At 67.2% G+C, this 24,796-nt stretch carries 26 protein-coding genes and 1 pseudogene; 18 read left to right on the top strand and 9 right to left on the bottom strand.

Features of this window, described 5'->3' with window-relative positions:
* The first annotated feature begins 12 nt into the window (after positions 1 to 12).
* From ABZV44_RS28235 to ABZV44_RS28210, 6 genes are all read left to right on the top strand, one after another.
* Complete coding sequence (locus ABZV44_RS28235; protein ID WP_354842438.1) at positions 13 to 480, top strand: hypothetical protein; 468 nt, start codon at positions 13 to 15, stop codon at positions 478 to 480.
* Complete coding sequence (locus tag ABZV44_RS28230) at positions 477 to 752, top strand: hypothetical protein (protein WP_354842436.1); 276 nt, start codon at positions 477 to 479, stop codon at positions 750 to 752. Before ABZV44_RS28235 ends, ABZV44_RS28230 begins: the two co-directional genes overlap by 4 nt.
* Positions 749 to 1,408 carry a DUF4913 domain-containing protein gene (locus tag ABZV44_RS28225; protein WP_354842433.1) on the top strand — a complete coding sequence of 220 codons (660 nt, stop codon included), beginning with the start codon at positions 749 to 751 and terminating at the stop codon, positions 1,406 to 1,408. The genes ABZV44_RS28230 and ABZV44_RS28225 overlap by 4 nt, the downstream gene beginning before the upstream one ends.
* A 26-nt stretch (positions 1,409 to 1,434) precedes the next feature.
* Positions 1,435 to 3,813: a hypothetical protein gene (locus ABZV44_RS28220; RefSeq protein WP_354842430.1), complete on the top strand. Its 2,379-nt coding sequence runs from the start codon at positions 1,435 to 1,437 to the stop codon at positions 3,811 to 3,813.
* Between the two features lie 3 nt (positions 3,814 to 3,816).
* On the top strand, positions 3,817 to 4,365 hold the full coding sequence (locus ABZV44_RS28215; protein WP_354842427.1) for a DUF4913 domain-containing protein: 549 nt from the start codon (positions 3,817 to 3,819) through the stop codon (positions 4,363 to 4,365).
* A 225-nt stretch (positions 4,366 to 4,590) separates the two neighbouring features.
* Positions 4,591 to 5,166 carry an SLATT domain-containing protein gene (locus tag ABZV44_RS28210; RefSeq protein ID WP_354842791.1) on the top strand — a complete coding sequence of 192 codons (576 nt, stop codon included), beginning with the start codon at positions 4,591 to 4,593 and terminating at the stop codon, positions 5,164 to 5,166.
* Between the two features lie 14 nt (positions 5,167 to 5,180).
* Here the strand turns inward: ABZV44_RS28210 and ABZV44_RS28205 are convergent, their stop codons facing one another.
* On the bottom strand, positions 5,181 to 6,041 hold the full coding sequence (locus tag ABZV44_RS28205; RefSeq protein ID WP_354842424.1) for a GNAT family N-acetyltransferase: 861 nt from the start codon (positions 6,039 to 6,041) through the stop codon (positions 5,181 to 5,183).
* 99 nt (positions 6,042 to 6,140) lie between these two features.
* On the opposite strand from ABZV44_RS28205, the gene ABZV44_RS28200 reads away from it, so the two are divergent.
* The 3 genes from ABZV44_RS28200 to ABZV44_RS28190 are packed head-to-tail and all read left to right on the top strand — an operon-like array spanning position 6,141 to position 9,774.
* Positions 6,141 to 7,481, top strand: coding sequence for an FAD-dependent oxidoreductase (locus ABZV44_RS28200; protein WP_354842421.1), 1,341 nt, complete (start codon positions 6,141 to 6,143; stop codon positions 7,479 to 7,481).
* 5 nt (positions 7,482 to 7,486) lie between these two features.
* Positions 7,487 to 8,707, top strand: coding sequence for an MFS transporter (locus ABZV44_RS28195; protein ID WP_354842419.1), 1,221 nt, complete (start codon positions 7,487 to 7,489; stop codon positions 8,705 to 8,707).
* A 14-nt stretch (positions 8,708 to 8,721) separates the two neighbouring features.
* On the top strand, positions 8,722 to 9,774 hold the full coding sequence (locus ABZV44_RS28190; RefSeq protein ID WP_354842416.1) for an FAD-dependent oxidoreductase: 1,053 nt from the start codon (positions 8,722 to 8,724) through the stop codon (positions 9,772 to 9,774).
* A gap of 123 nt (positions 9,775 to 9,897) precedes the next feature.
* On the opposite strand, the gene ABZV44_RS28185 is transcribed toward ABZV44_RS28190, so the two are convergent.
* On the bottom strand, positions 9,898 to 10,293 hold the full coding sequence (locus ABZV44_RS28185) for a low molecular weight phosphatase family protein (RefSeq protein WP_354842788.1): 396 nt from the start codon (positions 10,291 to 10,293) through the stop codon (positions 9,898 to 9,900).
* A gap of 42 nt (positions 10,294 to 10,335) precedes the next feature.
* A pseudogene (gene trxB, locus ABZV44_RS28180) lies at positions 10,336 to 11,304 on the bottom strand (thioredoxin-disulfide reductase); the annotation flags it as partial.
* Between the two features lie 334 nt (positions 11,305 to 11,638).
* Between trxB and ABZV44_RS28175 the strand changes: the two are divergent.
* From ABZV44_RS28175 to arsA, 5 genes are read left to right on the top strand one after another with little or no spacing between them, the layout of a single operon-like run.
* Positions 11,639 to 12,016, top strand: a complete 378-nt coding sequence (locus ABZV44_RS28175) for a metalloregulator ArsR/SmtB family transcription factor (RefSeq protein ID WP_354842785.1) — start codon at positions 11,639 to 11,641, stop codon at positions 12,014 to 12,016.
* A complete protein-coding gene (gene arsB / locus ABZV44_RS28170) occupies positions 12,013 to 13,116 on the top strand; it encodes an ACR3 family arsenite efflux transporter (RefSeq protein WP_354842413.1) in 1,104 nt (367 codons plus the stop codon). The genes ABZV44_RS28175 and arsB overlap by 4 nt, the downstream gene beginning before the upstream one ends.
* Before the next feature lie 37 nt (positions 13,117 to 13,153).
* Positions 13,154 to 13,564: an arsenate reductase ArsC gene (locus ABZV44_RS28165; RefSeq protein WP_354842410.1), complete on the top strand. Its 411-nt coding sequence runs from the start codon at positions 13,154 to 13,156 to the stop codon at positions 13,562 to 13,564.
* Positions 13,565 to 13,583: 19 nt separating this feature from the next.
* Positions 13,584 to 13,982: an arsenite efflux transporter metallochaperone ArsD gene (gene arsD / locus ABZV44_RS28160; protein WP_354842408.1), complete on the top strand. Its 399-nt coding sequence runs from the start codon at positions 13,584 to 13,586 to the stop codon at positions 13,980 to 13,982.
* 4 nt (positions 13,983 to 13,986) lie between these two features.
* The gene (arsA, locus tag ABZV44_RS28155; RefSeq protein WP_354842406.1) at positions 13,987 to 15,774 is read left to right on the top strand and encodes an arsenical pump-driving ATPase; all 1,788 of its coding nucleotides are present in this window, start codon (positions 13,987 to 13,989) and stop codon (positions 15,772 to 15,774) included.
* Between the two features lie 6 nt (positions 15,775 to 15,780).
* Here the strand turns inward: arsA and ABZV44_RS28150 are convergent, their stop codons facing one another.
* The gene (locus tag ABZV44_RS28150) at positions 15,781 to 16,776 is read right to left on the bottom strand and encodes a TauD/TfdA family dioxygenase (protein WP_354842404.1); all 996 of its coding nucleotides are present in this window, start codon (positions 16,774 to 16,776) and stop codon (positions 15,781 to 15,783) included.
* A 72-nt stretch (positions 16,777 to 16,848) separates the two neighbouring features.
* Positions 16,849 to 17,391, bottom strand: coding sequence for a DinB family protein (locus ABZV44_RS28145; RefSeq protein ID WP_354842403.1), 543 nt, complete (start codon positions 17,389 to 17,391; stop codon positions 16,849 to 16,851).
* Positions 17,392 to 17,654: 263 nt separating this feature from the next.
* Here ABZV44_RS28145 and ABZV44_RS28140 point away from each other — a divergent pair, with 263 nt between their 5' ends.
* Positions 17,655 to 18,209, top strand: coding sequence for a GNAT family N-acetyltransferase (locus ABZV44_RS28140; RefSeq protein ID WP_354842400.1), 555 nt, complete (start codon positions 17,655 to 17,657; stop codon positions 18,207 to 18,209).
* Positions 18,210 to 18,218: 9 nt separating this feature from the next.
* Here the strand turns inward: ABZV44_RS28140 and ABZV44_RS28135 are convergent, their stop codons facing one another.
* The 4 genes from ABZV44_RS28135 to ABZV44_RS28120 form a co-directional block, all read right to left on the bottom strand.
* Positions 18,219 to 19,637 carry an FAD-dependent oxidoreductase gene (locus ABZV44_RS28135; RefSeq protein ID WP_354842397.1) on the bottom strand — a complete coding sequence of 473 codons (1,419 nt, stop codon included), beginning with the start codon at positions 19,635 to 19,637 and terminating at the stop codon, positions 18,219 to 18,221.
* A 49-nt stretch (positions 19,638 to 19,686) separates the two neighbouring features.
* Positions 19,687 to 20,355 (bottom strand): arsenate reductase ArsC, encoded by a 669-nt coding sequence (locus ABZV44_RS28130; protein WP_354842394.1) that lies wholly within the window; start codon positions 20,353 to 20,355, stop codon positions 19,687 to 19,689.
* A 178-nt stretch (positions 20,356 to 20,533) separates the two neighbouring features.
* Positions 20,534 to 20,746 (bottom strand): hypothetical protein, encoded by a 213-nt coding sequence (locus ABZV44_RS28125; protein ID WP_354842391.1) that lies wholly within the window; start codon positions 20,744 to 20,746, stop codon positions 20,534 to 20,536.
* A complete protein-coding gene (locus ABZV44_RS28120) occupies positions 20,746 to 21,435 on the bottom strand; it encodes a helix-turn-helix domain-containing protein (RefSeq protein WP_354842389.1) in 690 nt (229 codons plus the stop codon). The genes ABZV44_RS28125 and ABZV44_RS28120 overlap by 1 nt, the downstream gene beginning before the upstream one ends.
* A 261-nt stretch (positions 21,436 to 21,696) precedes the next feature.
* Here ABZV44_RS28120 and pstS point away from each other — a divergent pair, with 261 nt between their 5' ends.
* The 3 genes from pstS to pstA are packed head-to-tail and all read left to right on the top strand — an operon-like array spanning position 21,697 to position 24,780.
* Positions 21,697 to 22,863: a phosphate ABC transporter substrate-binding protein PstS gene (gene pstS, locus ABZV44_RS28115; RefSeq protein WP_354842386.1), complete on the top strand. Its 1,167-nt coding sequence runs from the start codon at positions 21,697 to 21,699 to the stop codon at positions 22,861 to 22,863.
* A 31-nt stretch (positions 22,864 to 22,894) separates the two neighbouring features.
* Positions 22,895 to 23,884: a phosphate ABC transporter permease subunit PstC gene (pstC, locus tag ABZV44_RS28110; protein ID WP_354842383.1), complete on the top strand. Its 990-nt coding sequence runs from the start codon at positions 22,895 to 22,897 to the stop codon at positions 23,882 to 23,884.
* On the top strand, positions 23,881 to 24,780 hold the full coding sequence (gene pstA, locus ABZV44_RS28105) for a phosphate ABC transporter permease PstA (RefSeq protein ID WP_354842380.1): 900 nt from the start codon (positions 23,881 to 23,883) through the stop codon (positions 24,778 to 24,780). Before pstC ends, pstA begins: the two co-directional genes overlap by 4 nt.
* Positions 24,781 to 24,796 lie beyond the last annotated feature (16 nt).

Genomic DNA, 24,796 nt, shown 5'->3' with positions numbered 1-24,796 from the left:
AGAGGAATCACCATGTGGCAGTTGATGATTGCGCGCCGTGCGCGGGCGCGGCGCGGCGGACGAATCAACTATCCCCCCAGCGGAGGTTACCGGTTGCCGCGAGTCGTGGCGGCCAACGCCAAATACGAATTCACTGCGGTGGACGGTGCCCGGTTCGGGATGATGCACAGACCGGAGCTCGGTCTCAATACGGTGGGGATCAGGGCATGGCCCGTGGGCGGTCCCTGGGGCGCGTTCGGGTCCTTGCTGGGCGGCATGCCCGACGTCACGCAGGTCAGCGTTGCGCATGATTCGGATCGGTCGTGGATCTCGGTCATGGTCACCGTTTCTGCTCCGGCGCGCCGCACGAGCCTGGATGAGCAGGCCGTGCACGTCGCGCGGAAGGTATCGGAAGTCATTGCCGCGCTGGCGGATGTGAGGGTGCACGCCGTGCCGATGGCGGCCGCCGAGATGACTACTGCGGCGGAGGTGTTGCGATGAACACCGATGTGGGTTTGGATCCGTCCGCCACAGTCCCTCCGCCCATGCCGATCAGCGACATGCTGTGGATCATCCGCGTGATGCTGATCGGCAGCGCGGTCCTGGGGGCTGTCTTGGCGGTAGCGGCCGTTTTCGTCTTGTACCGCCACGTGTTCGGTGCCCAAGTCCACAAGTTGCCTGCGCGGACTCGCAACGGGTACGTGGGCTGGCTCGCCGGTGGCATGGCGCTGGTGGCCGCAGCACCGGTGGTGTGGGCGGTGGTGCCGCTATGAGTACCAACGGATTTGACGATGATCTGGGGTTGGACAAGCGGGTCGGCAAGCAGCTGGCCGAGCTGATGCGTCTGCGGTTCTCGCCGAGCTTGCGCGATGTGGCTAACACCTTGGCCGACCGCAAGTTCATGGAGATGCTCACCACCGCCGGTGGCGGGCGCATCGGCCGTCAGCTCGACCAGATAGCCGGGCGCATCGCCGCCGAAAAATTCCAGGCGCTGGCGCAGGGCAAAGCGGGTCCTGCCGAAGCGCTGGTTTATGACTCGCTCGAAGAGTTCTGCGTCGAGCTGTTGTTTCCGGTGTATGCGTGCAACCTGTATTCGACAGCGATCAAGTGGTGCCCATCCTGGGCGAAGCATCCTGGGGCGACGTTTCGCCTCGAGACGAATTGGCGGGCGTTCGAGCACTACCGCCGCGAGGGCCTGCCTGGCATGGCGACCTGGCTCAACAGCGTCAGCGACCCGATCATGGCGAAGCTGATGGACCCCGACACGGGCCCGTTCACGTTCTGCCACCCGGTCCAAGGCCATGAGTACAACGGCGCGGACAAGATCGAGGATCTGCCCCATACCCCGCTGCCCGCAGATTCCCCGTACGCGCGCAAATCGCCCGCGCAGCCGGTACCGGTGGCCGGTGCCGGCGGCTCTGAGAACTGATTCGACCTTCGAGACAGGGAGATGTGATGACTACGCCCCCGTTGGAAGACCCCGGCAAGGAACTGGCGGCCTCGCTGCGCGCGGCGGTGCTGGCCGCGGCCAAGGTCGGCGAACTGATCTACCGGCGTCGCGAGCTGATGTTGCGGCGCGAGCTGACCGGTGCCCGCTCGAACGCGCAAGATATCCAGAAGCGCGTGAACACCGAACGTCGCCTTGCCGGTGACCGGCTGCGGTCGGCGCGCTCGACCATGCGGGCGCTGGCCTCGGTCACCCCCGACACGATCGAGGCCGTCTACCGGGATGCGGTGGCCTGGCGTGATCAGCTGCCCGAAGCCAAGGAAGTCGCCGAATCCATCGAAACCTATATGAAGGGGTTCGGGCTGGATCCGGAGCAATTGCGGGCAGCAGGAAAGCAGTTCGCGCGCCGGGTGGAGCCGACGATGCGGCCGGGCCTGGATCTGCGGGTGACCGATACCGATCGGGCACGCGCGACAGCGGGCGCGGCGGAGGTGGCCGCGCACGTGGCCGCCGAACGCGGGCGGCTGGCACCGGCGATGCTCGAAGGGTTCGAGACACAGGTAGGACCGGCGCGCCGCGCGCAAGTGCTGGCCGAGCTCGACCGGGTCGACGAGATCGCCGCGCGCGCAGTGTATGAGCGTGCGCAGGGCCTCACGGGCTCGGAGCAGCTGACCCCGGCGATGCTGGCGGACTGGCGGGCGGCCGAAGCAACCCGGTGGGCAGCCAATGCGCAGGCCGGGGATCTGGCGTTGTTCGCCGCGCTGGTGATCGACAGCGGCACCGACAGTGACGGGGGCGATGCGGCCGCCGATGCCCCGGCCTCGCAGATGACCGAGCTGTGGTTGGCGTGGCGGGCCCGCGAGAGCGAGGGGGTGGCGCACCCGGATTTCGCGCAGCTGTCCGGGCTGGCGTTCGCCGCGCAGCTGGATCGTGCCCATGAGTTCCTGGCCGATTTCGATCCGGACGGGTACGCCGAATGGCAGCGCATGCGCTCGATCGACCCGCGCCGCGCCGATGGGGCGTTGGTGCGCCGCTACGAACAAGAGCAGGCAACACAGTGGGCCGCGCAAGTCGGTGACGATCTGTGGAAGCACGGGTTCGCCCGCACGGCCGCGCAGCATCCGGACGAAGGTCTCGGCGAGATCGCGCGGCGGGTGTGGACGTCGGCCGGCAAGCCGGAACCGGTCTGGGATCAAGATTTCGCGGGGCCGTCGCTGGAAGCGCGGTGGGCCGAGCAGACCCAAGCGGCTACCCGTGTGCTGCAACAGGATCCGGACTTGTGGCGCGATTGGCAGGATTGGCACGCCGATCCGAACCGGCCGCCGGGCGAGGCGGCCGCCCGCGATGCGGACATGGTCGCCGACTATCACGAGATGAAGGCCGAGACCTGGGCCGATGAGGCGCGGCAGGCGGGCACGCTGCCCGAGTCGGTCTCGACCGACACCCCGGATCGGCTGATGGCCGCGTGGCGCTCGCACACCGCCGGACAACAGGACATCGGTACCGGGTCCGATGCTGAGCGCGCGATTCTCGACCGCGCGCAGACCTGGCTACAGACCCGCGATCCGATGGCGTACATGGCCTATCAGGCGCATTTGGACGCAGTGCCCGAAGCCGATCGGGCCACAGCGCGCGCGGAATTGGTGCGCGACTACGAAACCCACGAAGCGCGCCGGTGGGCCGAAGCCTCGCAGGTGCTGGGCCTGCTGCCCGAAGGGACTGCAGCGCAAGATCCCGACGACCTGATCGGGATGTGGCGGGCCTACACCGCGGCACGCGACGACGAGCAGACACCGCAGCAATCGGCCTCCTCCTCCGGCGATACCCGCAGCACAGGCGGCGGTGACCCCGTGCGGGGGCGATCGGGTCAGAGCAAGGCGGGCAAGGGCGCGGGCCGCTCGACGGCGGCGCCGAAGCCACCGACGCTCAAAGACCTTGTGGGTGACCGGATTCCCGGGTGGGTGTTCGCCAAGCCGGGCTGGCGTCAGGGCGCGGAAACGACATTCCGCGGACTGGTGGCCGCGGGCGCGGATCCGAACAACCTCGCCGATGTGGTGGCAGGCCTGCGTCACGACGATGCACGCAATCCGGTAGCTCTGACGATTTGGGCGATGCGTAAGGCGGTAGGCACGCGCGATGCCGACCTGATCGACCTCGACCCGAACAGCGGCGGAGATACCACCGTGGATGACATCTTGTCCGACACCGGGCCGCAGCGTGGTCCGACACCGGGGATGGATCCGGCGGCCGCGCGGGCGTGGAAGGTCGCCAATCGCGCGTTCGGCACCGATCCGACCTCGCCGGTGCAGCCTTCGAGCGGTACGACACCGAGTTCTGCGGTGCCGCCGATGAACGCGCCGAACCGTTCACACGACAAGGGCCGATGACGGATGGATGAGCAGCAGATCGACGCTGAGGTAGCCCGCCAGCTCAAGGCGATGCTGGCCAAGACCGCGGCCGAGAAGCTCACGGCGGCACTGGAAGCCGATCCCGAGCTCAAACGCACGATCGAGGAACGGGCGGAGCTGACCGCGCAAGCACAGCTCGCGCGGTTGGCAGCGGAGGCGGCCGCCAGCCCGGCGCCACCGCCGTTCGACCACCTCGGCGACTGGGTCGAAAACTATCTGGCCTACGTGTACTGGCGCGATGTGGACGCGATCGGCGAGGCCGGCTGGCGCTGGTGCCCGGACTGGGCGAAGCATCCGGAGGCCGTGGAGCGCCTCGGCCCGCTGTATCAGCGGTGGCGGGAGCTGTCAGGTACGCCGGAGGGCATGTTGGCCTGGTGGGACGTCGCCGACCGCATGATGGGCAAGCTGATGGCCAAGAACGGGCCCTACAGCCGGTGCACGACGGCCAAGCACTACGACGGCGAGGACGCCGAGAAGCTGAACTGTGCGCCCCCGCCGCCGGAGCTCGTACAGGTGTGGACCGCAGCATGAACGGCGCGGCCGCGAATTCGGCGGGTGCTGTCGAGCACCCGCCACGGGGTAGAGGTAGTGAGATGAATGATGTTTTGCCGCAACGTGTCCCGCATCTAGGCGGCCTCGACGATCGGCGGGCAGAGCTGCTGCCGGGGAGCTGCTCGAGCGGTTCCGCTCGGCCCTCGAGCGGTGGCCCGCCGCGCCGGGGCCGGGGCCGGGGCGCGACGATGGCGCGTGTGGGCGATGACGTCGCGGGGGGATGTGGCGGGGGAGACTTCGCGCGGTGACTACCTGTACGTGACTGCGATGAATGTGTTTCTGGCGGTGTTGGGTGATCTACATCAGAGCCTCGAGGCCGAGGCCGACCATATGCTCAGCGACCTGCTGTACACCGAGGAGTCTCATTTCGCGGCGGCCGAACACGGCCAACGCAGCCATCTGCTCTTCGGCGGTATCGCGGCGGTCTCTGCGGCGATCGCGGCAGCATCCGTGATCGGACAATGGTCACCCGTGGTCGCCGCGGTGGCGGCACTGATCGCCAGCGCGGTATCAGCGGTTCTCACTCTGGTGAATCCGCAGGAGACCGCGCAGAAACACCTCGACACCGGCCGGGATCTTGCGGCGTTGAAGGTCGAACTTCGGCAGGTGAGAAACCTCGACCTCAACCCCGCCTCGACGGTGGAGCTCGCGGACGTCCGGCGGAGTCTGGCCGAGCTCGCGAACCGAAAGAACGAAATCGACCGAGCGGCACCAGGGCTGGGGGAAGGATCGTTTCGCAAGGCGGGCAAGAAGATCGACCGAGGCGATTTCGTGCCGTAGTCAGCCCGGTGGCTCTAGCAAACCGGGCTGCGGCGCTCCAGGAAGACGGTGTCGCGCCACACGCCGTCAAGCTGGGCGATGCGTTCGCGCACGCCTAGTGTGCGGAAGCCGGCGGAGTGGTGCAGGGCGATGCTGGCGCGGTTTTCGGGGAAGATCGAGGTTTGCAGGGTCCATAAGCCGGCCTCGTCGGCGGCGATGACCTGGGTGCGGATCAGAGCTTTGCCGACGCCGCGGCCGCGCATGCCGTCGGCGACGTAGACCGAGGTTTCGGCGACGCCGCGGTAGCAGTCGCGGGTGGAGACGGGGGTGAGGGCGGCCCAGCCGACGACGTGACCGTCGATTTCGGCGACCCAGCGGTGGTCGGGTAGCCATCTGGCGGCGAGGTCTTCTCGGGTGGGGACCTCGGTTTCGAAAGTTGCGTTGCGGGTGGCGATTCCGTCTTCGTATATGTGGTGTACGTCGTCCCAGTCGTTGTCGCTGAGGGGGCGGACGGTGACGTCGTCGGGGACGTCCGTGGGGCAGCAGGGCAAGGGCGGAAGGACGCCCATGACGGCGTCGGCAACATGCGGGAGGCCGGTGCAGCATGCCGGGTTGACGACGACGATGGTGCTGGTCCGGTCCTTGTGGACCTTCACGAAGCCGACTTCGGCGAGTTTGCGGACGTGGTGGGAGACGGTGGGCTGGCCGATGCCGAGGGCTTCGGCGAGTTCGCCGATGGTGATGCCGGTGGGGCGGGTGGCGACGTGGTGGAGCAGGCGGACGCGGGTGGGGTCGGCGAGGCAGGCGAACCAGCTGGCGTAGGTGGTGGCGTCGGCGAGGGGCAGCGTGTCCACCCGGTGGTCGGTGCGCACGGCGGGCATGTCCAGCTCGGTCATTGTTCCACTATATCGATATCCATCGATGGTTGATTTCATCGATGTTCGTCGATAGAGTTCATCTCGATTGATCGATGTTCATCGATGAAAGGATTCGATATGAGCGAGTTGCCTGTGGTTGTGGTGGGTGCCGGGCCGATCGGCCTGGCCGCGGCGGCCGAGTTGCGTGAGCGTGGGCTGACGCCGCTGGTGTTCGAACGTGGTGAGACCGCGGGTGCGGCGGTGGCCGAGTGGAATCACGTGCGATTGTTCTCTCGCTGGGGCGAGCTGGTCGCGCCCGCTGCGCGCCGACTGCTGGACTCGGCGGGATGGTCTGCGCCGCAGGACGATTCGTACCCGACCGGTCAGGAGTGGGCCAATGACTACCTGGTGCCGCTGGGTAAGGTGCTCGGCGATGACATCGTCCGGCTCGGTGTCGAGGTGGTCGGGGTAGCGCGCCGCGGCCGCGATCGGGTGGTCGATGCCGGGCGTGAGGGTCAGCCGCTGTCGGTGCGTGTCCGCCACGCTGATGGTCGCGAGGAGCGAGTGCTCGCGCGAGCGGTGATCGACGCGTCCGGCACCTGGGGCAACCCGAATCCGCTCGGCGGCGACGGTCTGTCCGCTCTCGGTGAAACAGCGGGCCTCGGGGTGATCTCGTATCGGATGCCGGATCTGGACAGCGAATCGGTGCGCGCTAGGTATGCCGGTCGCCATACGGTGATCGCGGGCGGCGGGCACTCGGCGCTGGGTGCGATCGTGGCGCTGGCCGCGCTGGCGAAGCAGGAGCCCGGGACACGGATCAGCTGGGCGTTGCGCCGCGGGGAGCTCGGCAATGTCTTCGGTGGCGGCGAAGCCGATGAGCTGGCCGAACGCGGTGCACTGGGCCGCCGCGCCAAAGAAGCCGTCGACGCCGGTTTCCTGGAGGTAGTGACCGGATTCCGTACCGCCGCAATCGAAACGGATGACGACGGTCGCATCGCGCTGGCATCCGAGGCCGGCACCCGGATCGAAGGCGTCGATCAGGTAGTCGCACTGACCGGATTCCGCCCGGACCTGTCGTGGCTGTCGGAGATCCGCCTCGGCCTGGACCCGGTCTTGCAGGCACCGATCGGGCTGGCGCCGTTGATCGACCCCAATGTCCACTCGTGCGGCACGGTGTATCCGCACGGAGTGAAGGAACTTTCGCATCCGGAGCCGGGGTTCTACGTGGTCGGAATGAAGAGTTATGGACGTGCGCCGACCTTCCTCGCGCTGACCGGTTACGAGCAGGTCCGCAGTGTCGTCGCCGAGCTGGCCGGCGACCATGAGGCCGCGGCCCGGGTCGAGCTGACTTTGCCCGAGACCGGTGTGTGCGGCGGCGCGGGCGTGTTCGACGAACCCGAGACCGCTGCCAGTGGCGGCTGCTGCGGAGCCCCAGCGCCCCAGCTGATCAGCCTCGGAGCGCCGCACACCGACAACTGAACTCCATGACCGACGTCGAAACCTCCTCGCGGCCTGGCACGCTCACCCGTGCCGGGCTGCGACGGGTGCTGGCGGTGCTGTGCCTGACCGAGATCACCAGCTGGGGCATCCTGTACTACGCGTTCCCGGTGCTGGCGGTCTCGATCTCCCGCAGCACCGGCTGGTCGCTGCCGACCATCACCGCGGCCTTTTCTCTCGGCCAGCTCGCTGCCGCCCTGACCGGCATCCCTGTGGGTCACACGCTCGACCGCCTCGGTCCCCGCGCCGTGATGACCGCCGGGTCCGCCGCCGGTGTCGGGGCGCTCGTCGTGATCGCCGTAGCGCCGAATCTTGTTGTGTTCTATGGCGCTTGGGTTGCTGCTGGGGCGGCGATGGGGGCGGTGCTGTATCCGCCTGCGTTCGCTGCACTGACCCGCTGGTGGGGTCAGGAGCGGGTGAAGGCGCTGATGATCCTCACCCTGGCCGCGGGCCTGGCGAGCACCGTGTTCGCTCCGTTGACCGCCGCGTTGAACGAGCACACCGGCTGGCGCAGCACCTATCTGGTGCTCGCCGCCATCCTGGCTGTCGTGACGGTCCCTGCCCACTGGATAGGGTTGCGTGGGCATTGGCCGGATCCACCTGCACCGATCCATGACTCGTTCGCCGACCACGCCCGCATCGCCCGCAGCCGGCCCTTCACCATGCTGGTGGTCACGCTGTGCCTGGGTGCGTTCACCACCGGAGCGGCGGTGTTCAATCTCGTACCCCTGCTCGAGGAACGTGGGTTCTCCCCGTCGCTGGCAGCGCTGGCACTCGGGCTCGGCGGGGCCGGGCAGGTACTGGGCCGCATCGGCTACCTGCCGCTGGCCGCCCGCAGCTCGGTCACCGCCCGCACCCTGGTGATTCTGCTCGCGATCGCTGGGGCGACAGCGCTGCTCGGTCTGGTCACCGGTGTCGCGGTGCTGATCGCGGTCTCGATCGGGGCGGGGCTGGTGCGCGGGATCTTCACCCTCATCCAGGCCACGGCGATCACCGACCGTTGGGGCGCAACGCATTACGGGCGGCTGAACGGGCTGCTGTCCGCGCCCGTGGTGATCGTGATGGCGCTCGCCCCCTGGGCGGGCACCCTGTTGTCGTCGTGGACCGGCAGCTACGCCCACGCCTACCTGCTCCTCGCCGCCATCGCTGTCGTGGCGGCGCTCACCGCTACGGCCACCGCCGTGCAACGTTCTGCACGTACTTCCTGAACAAAGGACCCTCTGTGACAACCGAATACGACGCGCTCATCGTCGGTGGCGGTCAATCGGGCCTGGCCGCTGCGCATCACCTTCGCCGCCGCGGGCTGGCGGTCGCGATTGTCGAGGCCGGCACCGAACCGGTCGGCTCGTGGCCGCACTACTACGACAGCCTCACCCTGTTCTCGCCCGCCAAATACAGTTCACTGCCTGGACTCCCGTTTCCCGGCGACCCCGACCAATACCCGCACCGCGACGAAGTCGTCGACTACCTACGCGCCTACGCCGAAGCTCTCGACGTCGACATCCACACCGGTCACCGAGCCGAATTCGTCGACCACGACGGAGCCGGTTTCCACGTGCGGACTCACGCCGACGCGGTGTTCTGCGCGCCGCGGCTGATCGCGGCCACCGGCACGTTCGGCTCACCCCACCTGCCGGCATTGCCCGGCCAGGATCGATTCGCTGGAAAGCTGTTGCACGCCAGCGACTATCGATTACCCGAGGACTTCGCGGGCCAGCACGTGATCGTGGTCGGCGCCGGGAACTCCGCAGTCCAGATCGCCGTGGAGCTGGCACAGGCCGCCACGGTGACACTCGCCAGCCGCACGCCCGTGAAGTTCGCTCCCCAGCGCCCGCTGAGGCGAGACATGCACTTCTGGTTCACCCTCACCGGCATCGACAGCGCACCCGTCGGACACCTGCTGCGGCACCCGCCGACCGCACCCGTCTTCGACACCGGCCGCTACCGCGCCGCCGTCTCCGCCGGCCGCCCGCACGCTCGGCCGATGTTCACAAGCCTCGAATCCGATACCGCTGTCTGGCCCGACGGGTCCCGCACCCGCGTGGACACCGTGATCCTCGCCACCGGCTACACCCCGCATCTGCCCTACCTTTCCGGGATCGATGCCCTGACCGTCGACGGGCGTCCGCGGCACTGGCGGGGTGTGTCCATCACCCATGCCGGGCTGGGATACCTGGGCCTGGAATGGCAGCGCAGCCTGTCCTCCAACTCGCTGCGCGGAGTCGGTCGCGACGCCGCCGACCTGGCCCGCCGGTTGCACGACCTCGGCCGCTGACCGGGCACCCGGCCAGCCGCTGGCGGAGACAGATCACATAGAGGACATGTGGCCCGTCGAGCCTGCTGCCGACCGAGACCGGCGTTCCCGAGCCCGTTCACGCCTGCGTTGACCCGGGTGGTGTCACATGCCGTTCAGTTGTTCTGCGAGCGCGCGGACGCGGGCGGCGATGTCATCACGGACCAGGCGCATGCGTTCGATCCCCTCGATACCGCGCTCGGAGGGTTCGTCGGTGTCCCAGTTCTCGAAGCGTGTGCCGGGTACGGGGTCGAGGTGGGCTTCGCGGCCGAGGGTGACGACGACATCGACGGCGTCAACCAGTTGTGGGTCAACGGCTTTCGGGGTCTCGGCGGTGATGTCCACGCCGAGTTCCAGCAAGGCGTCGACGGACAGGGCGTTGAGATCGGTGCCCGGGTTGGTGCCCGCGGAGTGCACATTGACGCGGTCTCCGGCGAGGTGGCCCATCAGGCCGGCGGCCATTTGCGATTTGCCGCCGTTCTTGACGCAGACGAACAGCACCGACGGACGCTGCGCCGACTGCGCTGCGGTGACCGCGACAGCGGCACCCGCCGAGGCGAGGGTGTTGGCGGTGATGTCGCCGCGCTGGGCCAGCCACCGCTCGGCGTCGATCGCCGCCGAGCAGCCGGTGCCCGCTGCGGTGATCGCCTGGCGGTAGGTGTGGTCCACGAGGTCACCGGCAGCGAAAACGCCCTCGAGCGAGGTGGCCGTGGTCGGCGATTGCACTCGGACATAGCCCGCGTCGTCGAGATCGACCTGGCCCCTGACCAATTCGCTGCGCGGATCGTGGCCGATGGCGACGAACACGCCGGTCACGTCGAGCGTGGATCGCTGCCCGGTGGCGATGTCGCGGACCACCAGACCACTCACGCTGCTCTCACCGAGAACTTCGACGGGTTCGGTGCTGGTGAGGAATCGGATCTTCGGGTTGGAGCTGGCGCGTTCCAGCATGATTCGCGAGGCGCGGAATTCCTCGCGGCGGTGCACCACGGTGACGCTGCGCGCGAAGCGGGTCAGGAAGGTCGCCTCTTCCATCGCGGAGTCGCCGCCGCCGACCACGACGATGTCCTGATCGCGGAAGAAGAAGCCGTCGCAGGTCGCGCAGGCGCTGACCCCGCGGCCGAGCAGGGTATCTTCGCCCGGGATGCCGAGGTAACGTGCCGCCGCGCCCATCGCGAGGACGACGGCGTGCGCGTGGTATGTGGTGTCCCCGGCCACGACCTTCTTGATCGGTCCGGTCAGATCCAGTTCGGTGACGTCTTCGGTGCGGATGTCAGCGCCGAAGCGTTTGGCCTGCTCGCGCATCTGTTCCATCAGGTCCGGACCCATGATGCCGTCGCGGAAGCCGGGGAAGTTCTCCACCTCCGTGGTGGTCATCAGCGCACCGCCGAACTGGGTTCCCTCGAACAGCAACGGAGCGAGTTCGGCGCGTGCCGCGTAGGTCCCGGCGGTGTACCCGGCGGGTCCGGAGCCGACGATGATCAGGTCGTGAACCGCGACCGGGGGTGTCATAGAAATCTTCCTTCGGATCGTGCTGACGCTTGGCCCCACCGTATTGCTCAATAATTATTGAGTCAATTTGGCCTGAGTAGTTGTGTCCACAGGGTGGCGCCGACGAGTACGTCGCACGTCCGACGTCATGCTCGGCGCCTTGTCGAGCAACCTCGGGCGTAAGGCCGACTTGCGTGGTATTTCGACAGCTGTCAATATCGAGGCGCGCCCATACTGGCAGGTCATAACGCCTACCGTCCGAGCCGTGGTCGCGGCGGCAACTGCTCCGGCCACTGTGACGGTTGTAACGGAGCATTCACTTGCTGACCGATTCGATATTGGTCAATATAGATGTATGTCTAAGTCGCAAGTGGTGATCACACCCGTCCAGCAGTGCGCGGCCGCGCCGTTGGTGCGCGAGCCGCTGTCGGCGCAGTCCGCCGCGGAATTGGCGGGGGTGTTCAAGGCGCTATCGGACCCGGTGCGGCTGCGGGTGCTCAGCGCCATCGCCAGCCGTGCCGATCAAGAGGCGTGCGTGTGCGACGTGTCCGAAGGCATCGACGTCAAGCAGCCGACGATCTCCCATCACCTGAAGGTGCTGCGCGAGGCCGGACTGCTGACAAGCGAACGCCGCGCTTCATGGGTGTACTACAAGGTGGTTCCCGAAGCGCTGCAACGGCTTTCGCAGGTGTTGTTGATGCAAGGTGAGCAAGTAGTGGGAGTGAACGCGTGACCGCGACGATCGAACAGCCCGGTGTGGTCGGCAAGCTGTCGACACTGGACCGCTTCCTACCGGTGTGGATCGGCGTGGCCATGGTCGCCGGGCTGGGGCTGGGCCGCATGATCCCCGGGCTCGGGGACGCGCTCAGCGCGGTGGAGATCGACGGCATCTCGCTGCCGATCGCGATCGGCCTGCTGATCATGATGTACCCGGTGCTGGCGAAGGTGCGCTACGACCGCCTCGACAGCGTGACCGGTGACCGCCGCCTGCTGCTGGGGTCGCTGATCCTGAACTGGGTGCTCGGGCCCGCGCTGATGTTCGCGCTGGCGTGGCTGCTGCTGCCGGATCTGCCGGAATACCGGACCGGATTGATCATCGTCGGCCTGGCGCGCTGCATCGCCATGGTCATCATCTGGAACGACCTGGCCTGCGGCGACCGCGAAGCCGCTGCCGTGCTGGTGGCTTTGAACTCGATCTTCCAGGTCGTCATGTTCGCGGTGCTGGGCTGGTTCTACCTGTCGGTGCTGCCCGGCTGGCTCGGCCTGGAGCAAACCACCATCGACACCTCGCCCTGGCAGATCGCCAAATCGGTGCTCATCTTCCTCGGAATCCCGCTGCTGGCAGGCTTTCTGACCCGACGCCTCGGCGAACGGGCCAAGGGCCGCGCCTGGTACGAGTCCACCCTGATCCCGAAGATCGGGCCGTGGGCGCTGTACGGGCTGCTGTTCACGATCGTGATCCTGTTCGCCCTGCAGGGCAAACAGATCACCTCCCAGCCGCTGGACGTCGTGCGGATCGCGGTCCCGCTGCTGATCTACTTCGCGCTCATGTGGGGCGGCGGCTACCTGCTCGGTGCCCTGATGCACCTCGGATACGCGCGCACCACCACGATGGCGTTCACCGCGGCGGGCAACAACTTCGAGCTCGCCATCGCCGTCGCGATCGCCACCTACGGCGCGTCCTCCGGGCAGGCGCTGGCCGGAGTCGTCGGCCCGCTGATCGAAGTGCCCGTTCTTGTCGGCCTGGTATACGTGTCGCTGGCACTGCGCAAACGCTTCCGCGACACCGCGGTCCATCAGCCCGCCGTCTCCGAGCAGCCCACCGCCTCGTAAACCCGTGCCTGTCCTTCGCTGAAAGGTGATGCCACCCATGACTTCCAAACCCAGTGTCCTGTTCGTCTGCGTCCACAACGCCGGCCGCTCGCAGATGGCCCAGGGCTTCCTGGCCGATCTCGCCGGTGACGCCATCGAGGTCCGCTCCGCGGGCAGTGCTCCGGCCGAGACCATCAACCCGGCCGCGGTCGAGGCGATGTCCGAGCTCGGCATCGACATCACCGACCAGACGCCGAAGATCCTCACCCCCGACGCTGTCCAGACCTCCGACGTCGTCATCACCATGGGCTGCGGCGACGCCTGCCCGTACTTCCCGGGCGTGGACTACCGCGACTGGGCCCTCGAAGACCCCGCCGGCAAAGGCGTCGACTCCGTACGGCCGATCCGCGACGAGATCCGCAAGCGGGTCGAGGAACTGATCGCCGAACTGCTGCCCGCCAAGTCCTAACCCGCCGAGAAAGGCCGATATGAGCACCGTCGAGATCTTCGAACCCGCCCTGTGCTGCAGCAGCGGCGTATGCGGGCCCGACGTCGACCAGACCCTGGTCGAGGTCTCCGCCGACCTGGACTGGGTCCGCAGCCGCGGCGGCGCGGTCACCCGACACAACCTGGCCGGTGACCCGATGGTGTTCGCCACCAACGAGACCGCACGGAAGTTCTTGGAGCTGGCCGGATCCGAAGGGCTGCCGCTGGTGCTCGTGGACGGCGTCACCGTACTCACCGGCCGCTACCCCAGCCGCGCGCAGCTGGCCACCTGGACCGGCATCGCCGAGGAGAACTCCGGTGCCGTGACCGCGCCGCAAGGTGCGAGCCTGCTCGGCCTGTCCGACGGCGGCGCGTGCTGCGCCCCGGGCGAAAGCTGCTGAGCCGGTGACCGAACCCGCCTTCCTCACCGACCCACCCCGGTTCCTGCTGTTCACCGGCAAGGGCGGGGTCGGCAAGACGTCGGTCGCGTGCGCCACCGCCGTCGCGCTGGCTCGCCGAGGTCGGCGGGTGCTACTCGTCTCCACCGATCCGGCCTCCAACCTGGGACACGTATTCGGGCTCGCGGTCGGCGCCACGGTCACCGCGGTCTCCCGGGTGCCGGGGTTGTCTCTGCTCGAGATCGATCCCGAACAGACCGCGCACGCCTACCGCGAGCGGATCATCGGGCCGGTCCGGGACCTGCTGCCCGCCAAGGAGATCGACGCGATCACCGAACAGCTCTCCGGTTCGTGCACCACCGAGATCGCCGCCTTCAACGAATTCACCGGCCTGCTCACCGCCGACGGACCCGGCACCGAGTTCGACCACGTCATCTTCGATACCGCCCCGACCGGCCACACCATCCGGCTTCTCCAACTGCCTGGCGCGTGGACCGAGTTCCTCGACACCGGCAAGGGCGACCCCTCCTGCCTGGGTCCACTGTCGGGGCTGGACCGCCAGCGCGCCACCTACGCCGAAGCCGTTGCCGCGCTGCGTGATCCGTCCCGCAGCAGGCTGGTGCTGGTGGCCCGCGCGCAATCGTCGACCCTCGCCGAACTGGCACGCACACACACCGAACTCGCCGACATCGGCATCACCAGCCAGCAGCTGGTGCTCAACGCCCTACTGCCCGCACCCGGTGACAACGACCCGCTGGCTCGTGCCATCCATCACCGCGAGCAGACCGCCATCGCCGACATGCCCGCAGCACTGGCCGAACTGCCCTGCGACCGAATCGAACTGGCCGCCACCAACGTCGTCGGCATCGAGGCGCTCGACCGCCTCTTCACTCCGTGCTCGCCCGACGACGAGGCCGCGAATTCGGCCGAGGTGCCCTTCGACCTCGACGCACCCCTCAGCGCGCTGGTCGACGAGATCGAAAAAGATGATCACGGCCTGATCCTGTGCATGGGCAAGGGCGGCGTCGGTAAGACCACGGTCGCCGCGGCCATCGCGGTCGCATTGGCCGCACGCGGTCACGACGTGCACCTGACCACCACCGACCCGGCCGCACACCTCGCAGCGACCCTGGACGGCACCCTGGCCAACCTCGAGGTCTCCCGCATCGATCCCGACGAGGCCACCGACCAGTACCGCGAGCGGGTACTGGCCACCAAGGGAGCCGCCCTGGATACGCAGGGCCGGGCCGCGCTGGAAGAGGACCTGCGTTCGCCCTGTATCACCGAAGTGGCCGTGTTCCAGGCGTTCTCACGCATCGTGCACCAGTCGCGCCGCCGCTTCGTCGTCGTCGACACCGCACCCACCGGCCATACCTTGCTGCTGCTCGACGCCACCGGCTCCTACCACCGCGAAATCGCCCGCCAGATGGGCGATTCCCGTGGCTACACCACACCGTTGATGCGGCTGCAGAATCCGGACGAGACCAAGGTCGTGCTGGTCACCCTCGCCGAGACCACCCCGGTCCAGGAGGCCGCCGAACTCCAGGCCGACCTGCGCCGCGCCGGAATCGACCCCTGGGCGTGGGTGATCAACAACGGCCTGGCGGCCGCACGGCCCACCGAACCGCTGCTGCGCCGCCGCGCGGTCGCCGAACTGCCTGAAATCAACAGGGTTGCAACCGAATACGCCCCGCGACTGGCTGTCATTGCCGCGCAGGCCGACGATCCGGTCGGCATCGATGCCCTGTCGGCATTGGCGAACAGCGCCCCGCTCGCGGACGCCCTCGGCGGCTAGCGGCCGTCAGTCCTGGCGCGGAGGGATTCCGTCCCGGAGCATGTCCTCCACGGTGGCGAAGTTGTGGGCGGTCAACCACAGCCGAAGCAGATGCCGTCGCTGGGCGGGATCCTCGTGATCGGTGTACGCCTCACGGGAGTGCAGGATCTTGGCGTTGTTGAGGATCTGAACATCGCCGGGAGTGAACTCCATCGGCAGGTAGAAGCGCGGGTCGTTGGCGGTGTCCTCGAGCATCTGCATGGCCTCGAGCTGCTCGTCGGTCAGCGGCGGAACGCCCGGATGGCGTTGGGCATCACGGATATACCAGCCGATGTAGAAGATCCGGGGCGTGCCGTTGATGTCGTGGATCGCGGGCAGCGTGAAGTACGGGGACTCACCGGGTGACTGCTCGTCGTTGCGGTCCCAATAGAAGGGTTGCCGCAGCACCTCGATGAGATCGGGCCGCTGCGCGAGTATGTGGTTGTACACCGCGTGGGAGCTCGCGATCCGGCTCTCCCCACCGGATTTCGCGGGATGCAGGCACAGCAGCCCCACCAGATCGGAGCCGTCGGTGTGGAAGTCCTGCCGCTGGTTGGTGGTGTACAGCCGCACCGCAGGAGTGTCGCGCGGGATGCGCTCATCGCGCACATGACCGAGCAGGTCGCCGGCGGCGTTCTGGCTGACCGGAGTGCCCAGGTGCAGACCGAGCCCCACGTAGGCGATCTCGGTTTCTTCGGGAGTCAGCAGGTCGTAGGGAAATTCGCGGATCAGAACGAATGCGCGGCCGTCGACCAGTGTCGTGACCCACTGCTGCAGTAGCGACGTCAGCCCGGGCAGCGGAAAGTTCTCCACCCGCAAGGTTGGCGTCGTCAACCCCGCAGCAGCGGCCGTCCGGGCTGCGTCAGCGATCTCCCGCCGTTGCTCGTCGGTGAGTACTGTCGCCCATGTCGTGGCATCGGTGAGCTCTGCGCCGCGCCACACCGCGGGCGACTCCACAGGCTGATACGGGGTCGCGGCCGTCATGTGCACTCCTCGTCGAGACGTGTTCTCGCCACCAATCCTGGCACGCCGTGCCTGAATCGCTGACTGTGCGGCTCACGATTGCCGAGCGCTGGCGATGGTCAACTGCTTTCGGTGATGGTCGTAGTGGCGACCCGGATATCGGTAGACGTCGGAGAGGGTCAGGTAGTCGCGAAAGTACGGATCCCAGCGATCCGGGTAGTGCATGCCCCGCGCGAGATCCGCCGCGTTTTCCCGCTGAAGCGTGCGTTGCAGTGACGCGATGACCCGATCCAGCTTGGCGCCCATCCTGTTCCGGTTGTATACGCGTGCCGCCACTCGGGAACCGTAGAAGTTGATGACGTCGAACGGCCCTGTCGCCGTATTGAGGGCCTGAGCGTATTTGCGACCGACCCACGTCGGCAGCCGACCGAAAACACGCATCAGGAACACCAGCTTCTGCACGATCATGTACCCGAACACCATGTGGAACAGCAGTTCCTCATTGGTCCAGCGGGTTCCGTCCGAGCGCTTGCCCCACTCGTCTTCCCGCGTCCCCGCCAGCAGCCGGTGGAAGTCCTGCCGTGCCCGTTCCAGGTCCGCGGTCAACGCCTCCCTGTCGGCGTTCGGATGCGTCATTGCGTCACCTCGATCGGGCTGTTCACCAGCCCATTCCTACAACCATTGTAGGTGGCCAGGACTCGGCCGTTTCGATCCTTGGAAAGCAGGGCTGATTGCGGATGTGAGGATGGCCGGCGCGGGTGCTTGCTCGATTCCGCGCAGCGGAAGGCGGTGCACCACTATGAGACACATCCGGCATCACCGACACACCCGGTGTTCCTGGGCCAGGCGAGGACCTTCGCGGTCGGGAACGTCGAAATGGCCGGGCGTACAGTGGCGCCGTGGTCAATCTCGAGCAGATCCCCACCGTGATGCTGCGCCCCTGGCACGAATGTGACGAGGTGACCCACGCGCTGGTTCACCACTGGGCGGACCGTGAGGACTTCCAGAAGTGGATCGGGCCGCTGGCTCTCGAATCTCTTGTCAACCACGAGTTCGGCGCACCGATAGTGACCGGTGACCTGTACAACTGGGTGGCGTTCGACGACGGGCAGCCGGTGGCGTTTCTGTCGGCAACGAGAAGCCACATGTGGATGTGGCCCATGGGTTTTCGTGCGGCCGCTGGGGAAGAGCCCACGCCTGAAGGGCCGGCCATGTGGTTCTCCACCTACGTCGACCCGAACCGGAGAGGACGTCGCTACTCAGCCGGCGCGAAGCTCGCCGCGATCGAGAACTCCGCCGCCGCAGGGGTCAAGCTCTTCCTCGGTTTCGCTGACGCGGAGAACACCGCGAGCCGTCGAGCACTCGAGACAGCCGGATTCTGCTTGGCCGGAACCGCACCGGACCGAGAGGGCAAGGACCAGTGCTACTACTGGCTGCGCAGGGCCGATGCGTGACAGTCGTGGTTATACCGGCAGCGCGTCGCGCTGGGTAGTGAGACGGTGTTCGCGCACCCACGCCTGGGTAGCCATCTGGGTTGCGTCCCAGGGAGATCCGAGGGGCGGGGTGTAGGACAGGTCGAGGTCGCCGATGGCGTCGACGGTCATGCCGTGGAACAGGGCGATGGCGTAGGTGTCGACGCGTTTGGCGATTTCGGCGGTGCGGTGGCCGATGAGTTGGGCTCCCAGGAGCAGGCCGGTGTCGGCGTCGCCGGTGATGCGGATGGTGATCGGGGTTGCGCCGGGGTAGTAGGCCTTGTGGTCGTCCGGGGTGGATGTGGTGGAGACCGGCCGCCAGTTGCGTTGGGCGGCAACGGCTTCACGTTCACGCAGGCCGGTGCGGGCGGCAACGAGGTCGAAGACCTTGACGACCTGGGTGCCGAGGCTGCCGGCGAAGCGGGCATTGCCGCCGAGAGCGTTTTCTCCGGCTATACGGCCCTGCTTGTGGGCGGTGGTGCCCAAAGGGAGCCAAGTGGTGCCGAGCAGCCGGTGGTGGGTGAGGACGCAGTCGCCTGCGGCGAAGATGCCGGGGATGTTGGTGCGCATCTGTTCGTCCACGACGATCGCGCCGCGCGCGCCGAGTTCGACACCGGCGGCTGAGGCCAGGCCGGTGTCTGGGCGGACACCGACCACGACCAGGACCAGATCGACGGTGCGGGTCAGGGTTTCGCCGTCGCGGCGGGCGGTGACGACGAGTTGGCCGGGTGCCGTGCCGGGTTCGATGGCGGTGACGACCGTGGTGGTGATGACCTCGACGCCGTGGGTTTCGAGCTCGGTGTGGACGAGTGCGCCGAGTTCGGGGTCGACGGTGGGTAGGACTTCGGGCAGGGCCTCGAACTGGGTGACGGCGATGCCGCGGGTGGTGAGGGCTTCGGCCATTTCCAGGCCGATGTATCCGGCGCCGATGATGGCCGCGCGCTGCGGATTTCGGGTTTCGAGGCTGTTGATGACCTCGAAGGTGTCGCCCATCGAATGCAGCAGGTGAACACCGTCGCCGGGCCCGAGCTGGTCGAGTCCCTCGATGTTGGGGCGCACCGAGACCGCGCCGGTGCCGACGACGAGGGCGTCGTAGTCCAGCAGGCGGGTCTGCCCGGTGGGGTCGACGACGGTGAGCTTCCCGGCGTCGGGGTCGATGTGGGTGGCGCGGGTGCCGGTGAGCACGGTCATGCCGGTGGCGGCGAGGTCGTCGGCGGTGCGGTGGGCGAGGTTTCGCCAGTGGGTGACCTCGCCGGAGACGTAATAGGGAATGCCGCAGAGGGAGAAGTTCGGGTAGTTGTCGGCGGCCACGACGGTGACCTCGGTGGCGGGGTCGAGTTCGCGCGCGCGGAGTGCGGCGCTGATTCCGGCGTCGCTGCCGCCGATGGCGATGAGGTGGCGTGCAGTCACGAGCGTCTCCTGGAAGGTCGTGGCCCGCAGGCCGGTTGAGGGTATGGGGTCAGACGACGATGCCGAGATCGAGCAGCAGCCGGCGGACGCGTTCGTCGATCTCGTCGCGGATGGGGCGCACGGCGTCGAGGTCCTGGCCGGCCGGGTCGTCGAGGACCCATTCCTCGTAGCGGCGGCCGGGGTACACCGGGCATGCGTCGCCGCAGCCCATGGTGATGATGACGTCGGCGGCGCGCACGATCTCCTCGGTCCAGGGCTTGGGGAATTCCTGGGAGATGTCGATGTCGATTTCCTTCATGGCTTCGATTGCGGCGCTGTTGATCTGGTCGCCGGGTTCGGAGCCACCGGACCAGGCCACGGCCCGGTCACCGGCGTAGTGGGTGAACAAGCCCAGGGCCATCTGGGAGCGGCCCGCGTTGTGGGTGCACAGGAACAGCACGGTCGGCTTGCCGTCGGTGATCTTGCCTTCGACCCGCGCCAGCGCGCGCAGCCGCTGGCGGGCGAACCGTTCGGCGAGCAGTGGCAGGAAGTTGACGACGGTGGCTCGGCCCGCGAACTGGTCGTAGGAGGAGTGCAGGAACCGTTCGATGGTCTCCACTCCGAAGGTGTCGGTGAATTCCGTCTTCAGGCGAGCGGCCGCGGTCTTGAGTGCGAGTTTCTGATCGATGGTCAGATCCTTGCGCAGGTAATCGGCGTGGGCGGCAGGGCTTTCGGTCATGATGGGCTCCGGGTTTCAAGGAAAGAACGCGGCACACGGGCACAGCGGGCAAGCTGGGCGTCGACTCGACCTGATCCGGGATCGACCACCTGACTTAGATACACGTCGATATTGATGCAGGTCGAAAAGCGGAGCAAGCGAACAGCGGGTGAACACTTGCGGCGGTGCGGAATTCGATTCAGTTCGTGCTATGGAACGATTCGGCAGGAGTCACCGGCGGTTGCCGACGGCCGTAGAGCGCGAGCAAGGGTGAATGTCCGGTGAGCGGTGCGTAGTCGGGATATCCGGCGCGCAGCCAGCTGATGATCGCCGCCACCATTTCAGCCAGGGCGGACAGCGAACTGCGGCCGTGGTGGTCGGCGAATGCGGGATGCAGGACAACGGTATTCATCAGGTCGATCCGTCGGTGGGAGTGATCGTGGACGCGACACGCTCGATGCGGTCGACGATCTGTTCGAGCGCCTGATCGAAAGCGGCGGGGGTGCCGGTCGGTACCGGGTCCGGGATCGACCAGTGCAGCCGGGTCAGTCCGGCGTCGAGCTCCTCGTGGGCGTTGTCGCACACTGCGATGACCACATCGCCGTCGCGCAGCATCCCGGCCACGCTTTGCGGGTGACGGGCACGGATGTCGATGCCGTGGCGGCGGGCGGCGGCGAGCGCGCCGGGGTGCACGCGTTCGGCGGGATGGGTGCCTGCCGAGGTGGCCGGGACCGAGCTGTGCTGCGCCCACGCGGCCGCGGCGAGCTGTGAGCGGGCGGTGTTCTGACTGCACACGAACACCACGCGAGTGGCGGCGACCGTGGCGGGTGGCAGCAACTGCGTGCCGAAACCGGGAACCAGCTGCAGGTAGCTGCGACGACGATCGCCTTCGGATCGCGTGCGGCGCAACAGCCCTGCACGGTCGAGCACCTGAATGTGGTGCGCCATGAGGTTGGTCGGCACCGACAGCAGCGACCCCAACTCCGACGACGACATATCGCCGATGCTCAGCGCGTCCACGATGCGCAGCCGCGTGGTGTCGGCGAGTGCGGCATGCACTTCGACCCGACGCTCCACCGTCCACAACCGATCAGTATTCATTGACTCAATAATCGTTGAGTCTTATGGTGACGTCAAACCCAAACACCGAAAACCTCCCGCGCGCCGACGCGCTGTGTCTGCTCGCTCATTCCACACCCTCGCCTGCAGGGTGTATTTGACGTGCTGTTATTGATAATGATCTATATCGACAGTCATCTATACGTTCATTCGGTGTTCACGTGATGCCGGAACGGGCTTCATATTGACGGCCTTCGATATCGACACCGATGCATACGGCATCGCACCGGATGAGGAGTGTCAATGTTCCGCAAGACCATCACCGCCGCGGTCGTCGCGCTGACGGCAGCCGGCCTGACCGCCTGTGGCAGCACTAGTGACGTAGGTGGCGGCAATACCACCCAGCAGGCCCAAGCCGGCCAGATCTGTGGGCAGCAGGGCGCCGACAAGCCCGGCTACAAGCGCACCATCACCAAACTCGACGGCGGCGCCTCGACGCTGTCGGGCGCGGGATCCACCTTCGTCAACCCCGTGATGTCGGTGTGGACAAAGGACTACTCGACCTCCGACGGCGTGCAGGTCGCCTATCAGTCCATCGGCTCCGGCGGTGGTGTGCAGCAGATCAGCGCCGGCACAGTCGATTTCGGCGCCTCGGACACCCCGATGAAGGATGACGAGATCGCCAAGGCGAAGGGTCCCATCCTGCACATTCCGCTGACCCTGGGTGCGGTGATTCCCACCTACAACGTCAAGGGCGTGAAGACGGGACTGAAGTTCGACGGTGAGACCTTGGGCAAGATCTTCGCCGGGAAGATCACCAAGTGGAGTGATCCGGCGCTGAAGGCGCTGAACCCGGACGTGCAGCTGCCGGATGAGGCGATCGCGGTGGCACACCGCTCCGACGGCTCGGGCACTACTGCGGTGTGGACCGACTACCTGACCAAGGAAAGTCCCACGTGGGTCTCGACATTGGGCGGCTCGGACAAGAGCTTCGGCAAGGACATCGCCTGGCCGGTCGGCATCGGCGGCAAGGGCAACGAGGGCGTCTCCGGCGTTGTCAACCAGACCGAAGGTTCCATCGGCTACGTCGAATTGGCCTACGCGCTGGCGCAGAACCTGCCCTACGGCCAGGTGAAGAACAAGGCAGGCAACTTCATTCAGCCCTGCATCGCCACCATCACCAAGGGCACCGACGGCATCAGCTACCCGCCGGACCTGCGCACCAGCCTGACCGACGGCTCGGACCCCAACGCCTTCCCGATCACCGGCACCGTGTACGCGCTGGTGTACCAGAACCAGACCGAGGCCGCGCAGGCCAAGGCGCTGGTGAACTTCCTGTCGTGGACGCTGAGCACCGGCCAGGACGACGCGGCCACAGTCAATTACGCGCCGCTCGGCAAGGACCTGCAGCAGTTGGCGATCGGCCAGGTCAAGAAGATCACGCTCAACGGCACCCCGCTGGCGTCCTGATCCGATCGGAGGTCTCGAGGAGATGAGAGCCGTGACCGCGGAACGCCCCCTGAAGATCTCGGGGATCCGGCCTGGCGCAGGCAGATTCAGCGACGCACTGTTCGCCCGGCTGATGGCGCTGGCCGCTGTGGGCGTGATCGCCGTGCTGGGTGCGACCGCCATATTCCTGCTGGTGAAAGCCTGGCCGTCGCTGACCCACTATGGGCCGACGAGTTTCCTGTCGTCGACACGGTGGGCACCGTCGGAGGCATCGGCCACCGCGGCCCACCCCAATCCGTACGGGGTGCTGCAGTTCGTCGTCGGCACGCTGGTGACTTCGCTGCTCGCGATGCTGATCGCGGTGCCGGTGTCGGTCGCGGTCTCGCTCTACATCACCAATCTGGCCCCCTCGTTCCTGAAGAAGTCGTTGTCGTCGCTGGTGGATCTGCTCGCCGCGATCCCCAGCGTCGTCTACGGCTTCTGGGGGATCTTCGCGCTGATCCCCGCTATCCGCCCGCTCGGTGATTGGCTGACCGGCCTGTCAGGAATCCCGGTGATCGGGTGGCTGTTCCGCGGACCCTTCTTCGGCTACTCGGTCCTCACCGCGGGCATCGTGCTCTCGATCATGGTGCTGCCGATCGTCACCGCGATCTGTCGCGAAGTGTTCGACACCGCCCCTGTCGAGGAGAAGGAGGCCGCGCTCGGCCTCGGCGCCACCAAATGGGAGATGCTGCGCATGGCGGTGCTGCCGCGCTCGCGCTCGGGCATCGTCGGCGCGTCGATTCTCGGTCTGGGGCGCGCGTTCGGTGAAACCATCGCCGTGACAATGGTGATCGGTAACAACGTGCTGTCGATCATGCACAGCGTGCTGTCGTCGGGCGCGACCCTGCCCAGCGTGATCGCCAACGAGTTCACCGAGGCCAATCAACCCTTCCACCTCAGTTCACTGTTCGTCGTGGCGTTCTGCCTGCTGGTGATGTCGTTGCTGGTCAACGTGATCGGCAAGCGGATCGTCAGCCGCACCGGGGAGCACATCGCATGACCGCCACCGCACCCGCACCCACCTCCAGCCCACGGAAACTGCCGCCGCTGCCCTCCACTGCGCGGCGGCGCGCGGTGAACCTGCTCATGCACGGCGTGCTCGGCGCCACCATGGCCGCCACCGTCGCGGTGCTGATCTGGGTGCTGTTCTACGTTGCCGCACAAGGACTCCGGTACCTCGGACCGGAATTCCTCACCCAGACCCCGCCCGGCAATCCCAGCTCACCCGGCGGCGGATTCCTCAACGGCATCATCGGCAGCCTCATCACCACCGGCATCGCCACCGCGCTATCGGTGCCGGTCGCGGTATCGGCAGCGATCTATCTGGTCGAGTACGGCGGCCGGTTGGCCAGCATCACCCGCTTCCTCACCGATGTCCTCGTCGGCATCCCGACCATCGTCACCGGCGCCCTCGTCTACGCGGTGTGGGTGGTGTTCTTCGGGTTCTCCGGCATCGCCGGCGGGATCGCGCTCGGACTCATCATGCTGCCCTTGGTCATTCGCTCCACCGAGGAAATGCTGCGCCTGGTCCCACACGAGCTGCGCGAAGCCTCCCTCGCCCTGGGCGTCACCAAGGCACGCACCATCGTGTCGGTCGTCTTGCCCACCGCCAGTTCGGGAATCATCACCGGCATCATGCTCGCCGTCGCCCGCGCCATGGGCGAAACCGCACCGCTGCTGCTGACCGCCCTCGGCAACGACCTGTTCATCGAAACCAACCCCGACAAGCGCATGTCCACGCTGTCGCTGCAGATCTTCGGCAACGCCATCACCGGCTTCAAAGCCGCCCAGGCCCGCGCCTGGGCGGGCGCGCTCACCCTTGTGGCCATCGTCCTGCTGCTCACCGTCGCGGCCCGGCTCATCGCCCGCCGCTCGGCCGTGATCTCCAAGCGCTGAACAGGGAAGGAAAGAC

Origin of the sequence: Nocardia sp. NPDC004860, from assembly GCF_040609015.1 — a bacterium.
Classification (GTDB): domain Bacteria; phylum Actinomycetota; class Actinomycetes; order Mycobacteriales; family Mycobacteriaceae; genus Nocardia.
The sequence above is the reverse complement of the archived record's forward strand: the minus strand, read 5'-3'. Positions and strand labels throughout refer to the sequence as shown.